Origin of the sequence: Roseovarius aestuariivivens, from assembly GCF_004761875.1 — a bacterium.
Lineage (GTDB): Bacteria > Pseudomonadota > Alphaproteobacteria > Rhodobacterales > Rhodobacteraceae > Roseovarius > Roseovarius aestuariivivens.
Genome location: NZ_SJEY01000017.1, coordinates 26,057 through 36,391 on the forward strand (window position 1 = coordinate 26,057; position 10,335 = coordinate 36,391).

Annotated in this window: 11 protein-coding genes; 8 read left to right on the forward strand and 3 right to left on the reverse strand. The window is 62.3% G+C overall.

The annotated features are described in order from the left end of the window. Positions 1-60 precede the first annotated feature (60 nt). From EZV60_RS18455 to EZV60_RS18465, 3 genes are read left to right on the forward strand one after another with little or no spacing between them, the layout of a single operon-like run. Positions 61-1,173: an anhydro-N-acetylmuramic acid kinase gene (locus tag EZV60_RS18455; protein ID WP_135507463.1), complete on the forward strand. Its 1,113-nt coding sequence runs from the start codon at positions 61-63 to the stop codon at positions 1,171-1,173. Then, entirely contained in the window at positions 1,170-1,919 is a 750-nt protein-coding gene (locus EZV60_RS18460; protein ID WP_135507465.1) for a maleate cis-trans isomerase family protein, read from the forward strand. Before EZV60_RS18455 ends, EZV60_RS18460 begins: the two co-directional genes overlap by 4 nt. Further along, positions 1,909-3,048 carry a trans-sulfuration enzyme family protein gene (locus EZV60_RS18465; protein WP_135507467.1) on the forward strand — a complete coding sequence of 380 codons (1,140 nt, stop codon included), beginning with the start codon at positions 1,909-1,911 and terminating at the stop codon, positions 3,046-3,048. Before EZV60_RS18460 ends, EZV60_RS18465 begins: the two co-directional genes overlap by 11 nt. 11 nt (positions 3,049-3,059) lie before the next feature. Here EZV60_RS18465 and EZV60_RS18470 read toward each other — a convergent pair whose 3' ends face one another. Beyond that, a complete protein-coding gene (locus EZV60_RS18470; RefSeq protein WP_135507469.1) occupies positions 3,060-3,704 on the reverse strand; it encodes a sulfotransferase family 2 domain-containing protein in 645 nt (214 codons plus the stop codon). Positions 3,705-3,894: 190 nt separating this feature from the next. On the opposite strand from EZV60_RS18470, the gene recA reads away from it, so the two are divergent. The 4 genes from recA to EZV60_RS18490 all read left to right on the forward strand — a co-directional run bounded on the left by recA (position 3,895) and on the right by EZV60_RS18490 (position 8,396). Beyond that, positions 3,895-4,974: a recombinase RecA gene (gene recA, locus EZV60_RS18475; RefSeq protein ID WP_135507471.1), complete on the forward strand. Its 1,080-nt coding sequence runs from the start codon at positions 3,895-3,897 to the stop codon at positions 4,972-4,974. Between the two features lie 147 nt (positions 4,975-5,121). Next, the gene (gene alaS, locus EZV60_RS18480) at positions 5,122-7,779 is read left to right on the forward strand and encodes an alanine--tRNA ligase (protein ID WP_135507473.1); all 2,658 of its coding nucleotides are present in this window, start codon (positions 5,122-5,124) and stop codon (positions 7,777-7,779) included. A 31-nt stretch (positions 7,780-7,810) separates the two neighbouring features. Beyond that, positions 7,811-8,095, forward strand: coding sequence for a DUF1330 domain-containing protein (locus tag EZV60_RS18485; RefSeq protein ID WP_135507475.1), 285 nt, complete (start codon positions 7,811-7,813; stop codon positions 8,093-8,095). Positions 8,096-8,108: 13 nt separating this feature from the next. Continuing rightward, on the forward strand, positions 8,109-8,396 hold the full coding sequence (locus EZV60_RS18490) for a DUF1330 domain-containing protein (RefSeq protein ID WP_135507477.1): 288 nt from the start codon (positions 8,109-8,111) through the stop codon (positions 8,394-8,396). Between the two features lie 9 nt (positions 8,397-8,405). Here EZV60_RS18490 and EZV60_RS18495 read toward each other — a convergent pair whose 3' ends face one another. Continuing rightward, complete coding sequence (locus EZV60_RS18495) at positions 8,406-9,089, reverse strand: DUF6639 family protein (protein WP_135507479.1); 684 nt, start codon at positions 9,087-9,089, stop codon at positions 8,406-8,408. A gap of 71 nt (positions 9,090-9,160) precedes the next feature. Here EZV60_RS18495 and EZV60_RS18500 point away from each other — a divergent pair, with 71 nt between their 5' ends. Further along, positions 9,161-9,718, forward strand: a complete 558-nt coding sequence (locus EZV60_RS18500) for a histidine phosphatase family protein (protein ID WP_210115125.1) — start codon at positions 9,161-9,163, stop codon at positions 9,716-9,718. A gap of 184 nt (positions 9,719-9,902) precedes the next feature. Here the strand turns inward: EZV60_RS18500 and EZV60_RS18505 are convergent. After that, positions 9,903-10,335, reverse strand: a 433-nt coding sequence (locus tag EZV60_RS18505) for a DDE-type integrase/transposase/recombinase (RefSeq protein WP_135507481.1), incomplete at its 5' end; no start/stop codon positions are given.

Here is a 10,335-nt window from a genome sequence, read left to right on the forward strand (position 1 = left end):
TCTTGTCCCGCCAATGTTTGCGCGGCATGTATAGGCAGGCTCTGGGCGAAGGAAAAGGCCATGTTGAAGGCCGGAAAGGCTAGCGGGCCGGTATGGGCCCTCGGCGCCATGTCGGGTACCTCGCTCGATGGGGTCGACGCCGCGATGGTGCTGACCGATGGAGATGTGATCTTCGATTTCGGCGAAACCGGATACCGGGCGTATTCCCCTGAGGAAGAGGCGGTTTTGCGCGACGCACTTGGCAAATGGCCGGGCGCGAACGACCTTGGGCGAGCACAGGATCTTGTCGAGGCCGCGCATATCGAGGCGCTGCGCCGTTTTTCCGGCGTCGAAATCGTGGGATTTCATGGCCAGACCCTGGCGCATGACCCGAAAGGGCGCGGGACCCACCAGCTTGGCGATGGCAGCACGCTGGCTGAGGCCTTGGGCGTGCCGGTCGTCTGGGATTTTCGCAGCGCCGATGTGGAACTAGGCGGCGAGGGTGCACCGCTGGCGCCGTTTTTCCATTTCGCGCTGGCCAAGCGAATGGGGGCACAGCGGCCGCTTGCCTTTCTCAACCTCGGGGGCGTCGGCAACCTGACCTGGATTGATCCGGTTCGGGACAGGCCCGAGGAGGCGGGCGCGTTGCTTGCGTTCGACACGGGCCCGGCGAATGCGCCAATCAATGACCTGATGGCGTCGCGGCGCGGGGTGGCGTTCGACGAAGATGGCAAACTGGCCTTGCAGGGTGAGGTTGCTCAGGGCGCGCTGGAGCTGTTCCTCGATGAGCCGTATTTCCGAAAGATGCCGCCCAAATCGCTTGACCGGAACGAGTTCGCCGACATGCTGTCGCTGGTGGCCGAGCTGGAGGACGCGGATGCCGTGGCGACGCTGACAGGCATGGCGGCGGCGGCGGTTTTGCAGGCGATGGAGCATTGTCCGCAAGCGCCCGAACGCCTTCTGGTTTGCGGGGGCGGGCGCAAGAACCCGGTGATGATGGCGATGCTGCGAGCGGCGCTGGATTGCGTGGTTGATCCGGTCGAGGCGGTGGGCCTTGATGGTGACATGCTGGAAGCTCAGGCCTTTGCGCATCTCGCGGTGCGTGTTGCGCGCGGTTTGCCGACCTCGTGCCCGGGCACCACGGGGGTGGCGGCGGCCGTGTCGGGCGGCACGATCAGCAGGCCGCAAGCATGACCGCGGTTCTGGATGCCGGGGCAGGCGGCGGGCTTCGGCTGGGTCTTGTGGTGCTGTCGACGGACGAGACGCTCGAATTCGAGGCGCGGCAGGTTTTGTCCGGCCGCGCGGTCAACCTGCTTCACAACCGGATCTATTCGGATCATGCGGTGACGCCGGAAGGCCTGCGCGCCATGGAGAGGCGACTGCGCGATGCGGTCACGCTGTTGCCGCAAGAGCTTGCGGCGGTGGGCTATGGCTGTACGTCTGCATCGGTGTTCATCGGCCCCGACACGGTGACTGCTCGGGTGCGAGAGGTGCATGCCGATGTGCCCGTCGTGAACCCGATCAGTGCCGTGGTAGCGGGGCTGCGCGTGCTTGCGGCCAAGAAAATTGCCCTGATCACCCCCTACACGGCGCAAGTCGCGGCGCCGATGCGCGCGTTTCTGGAGGCGCGGGGCATCATGGTCGTCCGCGAGGTCAGTTTTGGCGAGGAAGACGACCGGCGCGTCGCCCGCATTTCCGAAGGCTCGACCTTCGACACGATTCGCGCCGCCGTGGCCGCAGGCGAGGTGGATGCGGTGTTCGCATCCTGCACCAACCTGCGGACTTTCGGGATCATCGAAGCCGCCGAGCGAGCAATCGGCGTGCCGGTGATCAGTTCGAACCAGGCACTGATCTGGGATCTGCTGCGGCAGGCGAAAGTGGATGCGCGGGGCTGGGGGCCGGGCCGGCTTTTCGAGACGGGAGTGAACGATGACGGGTGACAGGCTGAAACCGGCCACGGTCGCGGCGCGGGCGGCGGGTGCGCATGAGCCGGCCTCGGGTGGCGTTGTGCCGGGGATCTCGGTGGCGACGACATATTTGCGCGGCGAAGACTATGCGCTGCTGCGTCCCGACAACATTTATGGGCGCGACCAGAACGATACCGTGCGGCAGGCCGAAGAGGTTTTGCGTGCGCTGGAAGGCGCGTCGGCCAGCCTTCTTTTTCCGTCCGGCATGGCGGCGGTCGCCGCGCTTTTCCGGCAGGTGCCTACCGGGGGGCGGATCGTGATCCAGTCCGGCATCTACTGGGGTGTGACCGCGTGGGCGCGGGCGTTTTGCACCCGGCGCGGTATTACGCTGGATGAAGTGGACGCCGCCGACGCGGGTACGCTCGGCTCTGCCTGCACCAAGCCCGCCGACCTCGTTTGGATCGAAGTGCCGTCGAACCCGTGGCTGAAGAGTGTGGATGTGGCGGGTGCGTCGAAGGCGGCAGCGCGCGCAGGCGCGATCCTGGCGGTCGACGCCACCTCGGCGAGCCCGATCCTGCTGCGACCGCTGGAGCTTGGCGCGGACCTTGTGATGCATTCGGCCACAAAGGTGATGAACGGGCATTCCGATGTGCTGGCCGGGGTTCTTTCGGTGCGCGATGCAGACAGCGCTATCTGGCAGGCGGTCGCCAGAGATCGCCATGACGCGGGCGCCATCATCGGCCCGTTCGAGGCCTGGCTATTGATGCGCGGCCTGCGCACGCTGCCGCTTCGGATCGAGCGGATGTGCCGGACCGCACTGACCTTGGCGCAGTCGCTTGACCAGCATGACGCGGTCGAGGCGGTTCTTTATCCCGGGTTGCCGTCGCATGGTGGACACGACATCGCCAAAAGCCAGATGCAGCGCGGATTTGGGTATCTCATGTCGGTGCTGGTGCGGGGCGGGCACGCGGATGCGGCGCGGGTGGCCTCAAAACTGCAATTGTTCGGGCGGGCCACATCGCTGGGCGGTGTCGAAAGCCTTGTCGAGCATCGGCACGTCATCGAGCCGGAGACGGGTATACCGGAGAACCTCTTGCGTTTGTCGATCGGGATCGAGGATGAGGCCGATCTGTGGGCCGATCTTGCGCAGGCCCTTGCGTAAGCTGCGTTGCGTCAGCGATGCGCCGGGGCCGCGCCCCGTGGGAGCGGCGTAAATCGTCCTTCGTCGCGGATCCCGTCGTAAAGCTGGTATTCTGCAGCGAACATGTCGCGGAAACGCGCCTCGGTCTCGGGACTAAGGGACGTCTCGCCCGGGGGCGACTCGTTGAGACGCCGGGTTTCAACGGCCACGCCAAGCCTGTCGGCTAGAAACTTCGTCAGTCCGGCCTGGTCCTCGTAGCGGAAAAGATGCGTGACGCCGGTGCCGTTTTTGTGCGGTTCAAGGAATTTCGCCTGACTTCCCACATTTGCGAAGGCCGGCCGGTCGGGTTGCATATAGGCCTGAACGAAGGCGTCGAAGCTGATTTCGTAGGTCGAATTGCGCGTGCCCTCCATGCCGCTGCGGCGACGATAGCGGTACCAGCTTCCCAACCAGTCGATTGGGTCCCGCATCACCGCGAGGATATCGAAATCCTCGCCGACGAATTTCTCGAGGGCGGGGCGGAAGAATCGATGATAGCGGAAGACCGGCGCGTGCTTGAGTTCCGGCGGGTCGCGCACGACTATGGAGGCGCGGGTTGCCAGCGCGGCCTCGTACGCGGTCGTGCCGGTCTTGGGCACCGACAGAAACACCAGCTTGTCGTTTGAAAACACCAGCATGCGCGATCTCGTCCCTCGTGCGGATTTGGCCTGTCGGCATAAACCACTCTTTAACCCTTCTGGCGAAAAATAAAACCAAGACAATTTTCTTGAAATGTTCTCCTTTTGTCTTCATACCCATGGGAACAAGAGGTGAACGAAAGCAGCGATGGACGCCCGCTTTGGCGTATGAAATAAGGACGTGACAGGTATGGCAACGGCAGATCTTTTGACAATGGACTCAAAGAAAAACGCGGACCGCCAGAAGGCGCTGGACAGTGCCTTGGCACAGATCGAGCGGCAGTTTGGCAAGGGCTCGATCATGAAGCTTGGCGCCGACAACCCGGCTCAGGACATTGAATCGACCTCGACCGGCTCGCTTGGGCTGGACATAGCGCTTGGCATCGGCGGCCTGCCGAAGGGCCGGATCGTTGAAATCTACGGACCCGAAAGTTCGGGCAAGACGACATTGACGCTGCATTGCGTGGCCGAGGAGCAGAAAAAGGGCGGGGTTTGCGCCTTTGTGGATGCCGAGCACGCGCTTGATCCGATCTATGCGCGCAAGCTGGGCGTCGATCTTGACGAGCTTCTGATTTCACAGCCCGACACGGGCGAACAAAGCCTCGAGATTGTCGATACGCTCGTGCGCTCGGGTGCGGTCAGCATGATCGTGGTGGATTCCGTGGCCGCGTTGACGCCGAAATCCGAACTTGAAGGCGATATGGGCGACAGCAGCGTCGGCGTGCACGCCCGTCTCATGAGCCAGGCGATGCGCAAACTGACCGGCTCGATCAGCCGGTCGAAATGCACGGTGATCTTCATCAACCAGATCCGCATGAAGATCGGCGTGATGTTCGGCAGCCCGGAGACAACAACGGGTGGTAACGCCTTGAAATTCTACAGTTCCGTGCGTCTCGATATCCGCCGGATCGGGTCGATCAAGGACCGTGACGAGGTCGTGGGCAACCAGACCCGCGTGAAAGTGGTCAAGAACAAGGTGGCGCCGCCGTTCAAGCAGGTCGAGTTCGACATCATGTATGGCGAGGGTATTTCCAAGCGCGGAGAGCTTCTTGATCTCGGCGTGGCTGCGGGCGTGGTCGAGAAATCGGGCAGCTGGTTCAGCTACGGCGATGAGCGTATCGGCCAGGGCCGCGAGAACGCGAAAAACTTCCTGAAAGAGAACAAGGCCATCGCGCTGGCGATCGAAGACAAGATCCGCGCCGCGCACGGGCTTGATTTCGACATGAAGGGACAGATGAGCGACGATGACGAGGACATCGTCGAGGCCTGACCGGACATTATAATCTGATCGGATCGGCCCGGGTTTTTTACCCGGGCTTTTTCGTGCGCGCGTTGCTGTGGACAGCGCTTCGGTGGGCGGCTACATCAGCGGAACGCCATTTTGACGCGCAACATCCCGCGAAAGAGACGCCTCCAAATGCCCACGCTCAACGAGATCCGCTCGACATTCCTCGATTTCTTCCGGCGCAACGATCACGAGATCGTCCCGAGCTCTCCGCTCGTGCCGCGCAACGATCCGACGCTGATGTTCACGAACTCCGGCATGGTACAGTTCAAAAATCTGTTCACCGGTGTCGAGCATCGCGATTATACGAGGGCGTCGACAAGCCAGAAATGCGTGCGGGCGGGTGGAAAGCACAATGACCTCGACAATGTCGGATATACCGCACGGCACCACACGTTTTTCGAGATGTTGGGCAACTTCAGTTTCGGCGATTATTTCAAAGAGCAGGCGATCTGTTATGCGTGGGACCTCCTGACCAAGGATTTCGGGATTGACAAGTCGAAGCTCTTGGTCACCGTTTATCATACCGACGAAGAGGCCGCTGAAATCTGGAAGAAATACGCGGGCCTTCCCGAGGACCGGATTATCCGCATTGCCACGGATGACAATTTCTGGTCGATGGGCGCGACCGGCCCCTGCGGCCCTTGCACCGAGATCTTCTATGACCACGGGCCGGATATCTGGGGCGGGCCTCCGGGCAGCCCGGAGGAGGATGGTGACCGCTTCATCGAGATCTGGAACCTCGTCTTCATGCAGAACGAGCGGTTCGAGGACGGCACGCAACGCGACCTGGACATGCAATCCATCGACACTGGGATGGGTCTGGAACGGATTGGCGCGCTTCTGCAAGGCAAGCACGACAATTACGACACCGACCTGATGCGCAGTCTGATCGAGGCCAGCGCGAACGCCACGGACGGCTCCCCGGATGGGCCCGGTAACGTGCACCACCGGGTGATCGCCGATCACCTGCGCTCGACCTCCTTCCTGATTGCCGATGGGGTCATGCCCTCGAACGAGGGGCGTGGTTATGTTCTGCGTCGGATCATGCGTCGTGCGATGCGCCATGCGCATCTTCTGGGTGCGCAGGACCCCGTGATGCATCGACTTGTGCCGTCGCTGGTCAGCCAGATGGGCCAGGCTTTCCCGGAACTCGGACGGGCGCAGGCGCTCATTACCGAAACGCTGGAGCTGGAGGAAACGCGGTTCAAGCAGACGCTTGACCGGGGATTGCGGCTTCTGAACGACGAACTGGAAAAACTGCCCGAGGGAAGCCCCCTGCCAGGTGCTTCGGCGTTCAAGCTTTACGACACCTATGGCTTCCCGCTCGACCTGACGCAGGATGCGCTGCGCGAGCGCGGGCGCGAAGTGGATTTGCCGGGCTTCGATGCCGCGATGGCGGAACAGAAGGCCAAAGCGCGCGCGGCCTGGTCCGGCTCGGGCGAGGCGGCGGATTCGACCGTTTGGTTTGATATCGCCGAGACACATGGCACGACCGACTTTCTCGGCTACGATACCGAAGTGGCCGAGGGCCAGATCCTTGCGCTGGTCAGAGGGGGCGCGCAGGTCGACAGGGCGGCAGAGGGCGAGACCGTGCAAATCGTGCTGAACCAGACGCCGTTTTATGCCGAATCCGGCGGGCAGGTCGGCGATAGCGGCTGGCTTCGGACCGAAACTGCCGTGGCCAAGATCACCGACACGAAAAAAGTGGCTGGTGTCTTTATCCATTTCGCGGAAATCGAGGGGGGCGAGATCGTCAAAGGCACACCGGCGCAGCTTGAGGTCGATCATGGACGCCGCAGCGCCATTCGCGCGAACCATTCCGCCACGCATCTGCTGCACGAGGCCCTGCGGCACGCGCTTGGCGATCACGTGGCGCAGCGCGGCAGCCTCAACGCGCCGGACCGGCTGCGGTTTGATTTCAGCCATGCCAAGGCGCTGACGGGCGAGGAGGTGGCGCAGGTCGAGGCGGATGTGAATGCCTATATCCGTCAGAATGCCCCGGTCGAGACACGGATCATGGCGCCGGATGACGCCCGCGAGCTGGGTGCGCAGGCACTTTTTGGAGAGAAGTACGGCGACGAGGTTCGCGTCGTGTCGATGGGAATCGATCCCGCCTCGGGTAAGGGCATGGACGGAAAAACGTATTCGATCGAACTGTGTGGCGGCACCCATGTGCGTCAGACCGGCGATATCGGGCTTTTCGTGGCGATCGGGGAAAGCGCCTCAAGCTCGGGCGTGCGCCGGATTGAGGCGTTGACCGGCGAGGCCGCGCGCAAGCATCTGAGCCTGAAGGAACGGCAACTGGCCGAGGTGGCGCAAGAGTTGAAGGCGCAGCCAGCCGATGTGCTGGACCGGCTACGCGCGCTTCTCGACGAACGGCGAGCGTTGTCGAACGAGGTGGCGCAGCTGCGCCGCGAGCTGGCCATGGGTGGCGGTGCCACAAGCGGGCCCGAGGCGAAGGATGTGGGAGGCATCAAGTTTCTCGCACAAGTGCTGCCGGGCGTGTCCGGCAAGGAACTGCCGCCACTGATCGACGAGATGAAGGCGAAGCTTGGGTCGGGCGCAGTCCTTCTGATCGGCGAGGCGGATGGGAAAGTCGCCGTCGCCGCCGGAGTGACGAAGGACTTGACCGACGCCCACTCGGCGGTTGATCTGGTCAAGGCGGTGGTGGCCGAGCTTGGCGGTAAGGGTGGCGGTGGCCGGCCCGATATGGCGCAAGGCGGGGCCAAGGATGCCAGCAACGCCGACGCCGCGATCGCGGCGGCGGAACGGGTTCTGGGCGGCTGATCCGCCCGGCATCCTTTGGGAGGAAAAGATCATGAGCGCCTACCTGATTGCCCGGATCACCGTGACGAACCCGGAAGATTACCAAGCCTATGCAAGTCAGACGCAGGCCCTTGTCGAAATGGTCGGCGGGCGTTTCCTGGCCAAGGGCGGCACCCAGGTGCAGGTCGAGGGCAATAGCCCGGACCGGCATGTCATCATCGAGTTCCCCGACCGACAGACCGCGCTCGAATGGTACCATTCCGATGACTATCAACGCATTCTGCCCATCGCCATGTCGTCGAGCAAACGCGACATGGTGATTGTGGACGGCATTTGAAGGAGAGACCGTGATGCCCGCGCTTTGGATTGCCCATGTGACCGTGACCGACGAAGAGGCCTATGGCAAATACGCCAAGCTGGCGGGTCCCGCCATCGCTGCGCATGGTGGCGAGTTTCTGGCACGCGGGGCGCGATTTGTGCAGCTTGAGGGCAAGGAGCGCCCGCGTAATGTGGTCGCCCGTTTCCCGAGTCTGGAAGCGGCCGAGCAGTGTTATCGCAGCGACGATTATCAGCAAGCGCTGAACCATGCCAAGGGCGCGTCCGAGCGCGAGTTGGTGATTGTAGAGATCGACGGCTGAGCGCTGCGCTCAGGGGTGCACGCGGTCCATCAGAACATGGCCTGACATGACCTGACCCACGAAGGCGCAGGGATCGGGCCGCTGGTTGAGATGAGCCCACGCCTTGCGGGCAAAGCTTTGCGGCGCCATGAACAGCAGCATGACATTGATTTCGTCGCGCGAGATTGTGCGCGTCTCGGTCATGGCCTTGAACGGCGCGCGTTCGGCTTCGGTCAGCACGCGGACCTGGGCGGTATAGGCCAGGTACTCAGCCGCCACCACGCAACTTTCAAGCGGGCAGGGCCGCGCATCGAACGCCGCATGGGCGAGTTCGTGCGCCACCAGCGTGTCGAAAAAACGGGGCGTGGGAAGGTGCGCGAAGGCGCTGGTTTCCGACCGGGCCTCTTCCAGCGCCCGTGGCGAGAGCAGGTCGATGCGGTCCTCGCCGCAATGGTATAGCCCCAGACAGTCTTTCGCCAATTCCTCACGCAGGGTCAGGGTGATCGGTCGATCGAGCGGCATCTCGCACTGCGTCATTTGCGCGATCGCGGTTTGAGCGGCGCGGCAGGAGCGCGCGGCATCTTCCGGGTTCGCGGCCTCGACCGTGACGGAGGTCTGTGGACACAACACCGGCTCGGACGCGCGACCGCCCTGGCTGAGGACCAGACACAGCGTGAGGTTGAAGATCGCGAAGCGGAACAAGGTATGGATCATTGGGCGATCCTGCACGACGGGTGGTCGGGTGAGAAGCGCAATCTATCTTCTCGTCAAACGGAGGCAATGGCATGAGATCTATCTTTGCAGTATGCGCGGTTTTCTGGGGCCTTTTTGCCGGGGGCGTTGCGGTAGCGCAGGACTGGAGCCTGCTGAAAGAGCCGGGCGCAGTTGTGCTGATGCGTCACGCTTTAGCGCCGGGCACAGGCGATCCGGCGGATTTCGAGCTTCGCGATTGCACGACTCAGCGTAATCTGGATGACCGGGGCCGCGCGCAGGCGCGGGAGATCGGCGAGATGATGCGCGCGTCCGGCGTCGCGTTCGATGCGGTCTGGTCAAGCCAATGGTGCCGGTGTCTGGAGACTGCGAAACTACTGGATATGGGTAAGGTGACCGAAGCGCCCTCGCTCAACTCTCACTTCGCCGGGCAGGGTGACCGGGAGGCGCAAACGAAAGAGACACTGGCACGGATCCGCGATCTGCCTGAGGATCAAATCGTATTGCTTGTCACGCATCAGGTGAATGTGCGCGCGCTGTCGGGAAGTTACGCCCGGTCCGGCGAGATTGTCGTGACACGCCGTACGCCCGATGGGCTGGAGGTCACCGGAACGATCGCTATCGAGCCGTGAGTTTTGGGGAAATGGCGGACCGAGGAGGACGGAACTATTTTCCATAAAACAATACCTTGGCGAGAATTTTTCCAAGTATATACGGCTTAAACCTTCAAACACTTACAGGCCATGTTCCAACTTAATAGTGTGGTGCTGTCAGACAGATTCGAACGCGTCTCTACTTGGACAGTGAGCCTGTCCTTTATGCGATGCAGAGATCGCGCCAGTCAGCCAGAGCAGCGGCGCGGTTTCGCTTGAAATTTTGTCTGCTGTAGAGGCTGCGCTCCGAATTGAACAAGTTATGGATTGAAGAGTGGACGGCGGCGAATTTCTGCAAACTTCGCATACGCCTGAAGCGGGACATGGCCCGCTCTCTTCGTCGGAAGGGAAGGTGGGAATTTTCGATCCTGTTATTCAGCCAGCGCCCTGTACGCTGCCGATCCGCGTTTCCGATCTCCTTCATTGCGGCCCCGTAGGAGCGCAGTTGGTCGGTGACGATCTTTTCCGGTTGACCGTAGCGCTTCATCAATTTTCTGAGGAATTTCAATGCTGCTTTGCGATCTCGACGTTTGGTGACTAGGGCATCAAGAACTTCGCCTTCGTGATCAAAGGCGCGCCACATATAATGGGTCTCG

Bases quoted from the DNA above. Each gene is read 5' to 3' on its own strand.
- EZV60_RS18455 (WP_135507463.1), top strand. From the start codon at position 61: ATGTTGAAGGCCGGAAAGGCTAGCGGGCCGGTATGGGCCCTCGGCGCC.
- EZV60_RS18460 (WP_135507465.1), top strand. From the start codon at position 1,170: ATGACCGCGGTTCTGGATGCCGGGGCAGGCGGCGGGCTTCGGCTGGGT.
- EZV60_RS18465 (WP_135507467.1), top strand. From the start codon at position 1,909: ATGACGGGTGACAGGCTGAAACCGGCCACGGTCGCGGCGCGGGCGGCG.
- EZV60_RS18470 (WP_135507469.1), bottom strand. From the start codon at position 3,704: ATGCTGGTGTTTTCAAACGACAAGCTGGTGTTTCTGTCGGTGCCCAAG.
- recA (WP_135507471.1), top strand. From the start codon at position 3,895: ATGGCAACGGCAGATCTTTTGACAATGGACTCAAAGAAAAACGCGGAC.
- alaS (WP_135507473.1), top strand. From the start codon at position 5,122: ATGCCCACGCTCAACGAGATCCGCTCGACATTCCTCGATTTCTTCCGG.
- EZV60_RS18485 (WP_135507475.1), top strand. From the start codon at position 7,811: ATGAGCGCCTACCTGATTGCCCGGATCACCGTGACGAACCCGGAAGAT.
- EZV60_RS18490 (WP_135507477.1), top strand. From the start codon at position 8,109: ATGCCCGCGCTTTGGATTGCCCATGTGACCGTGACCGACGAAGAGGCC.
- EZV60_RS18495 (WP_135507479.1), bottom strand. From the start codon at position 9,089: ATGATCCATACCTTGTTCCGCTTCGCGATCTTCAACCTCACGCTGTGT.
- EZV60_RS18500 (WP_210115125.1), top strand. From the start codon at position 9,161: ATGAGATCTATCTTTGCAGTATGCGCGGTTTTCTGGGGCCTTTTTGCC.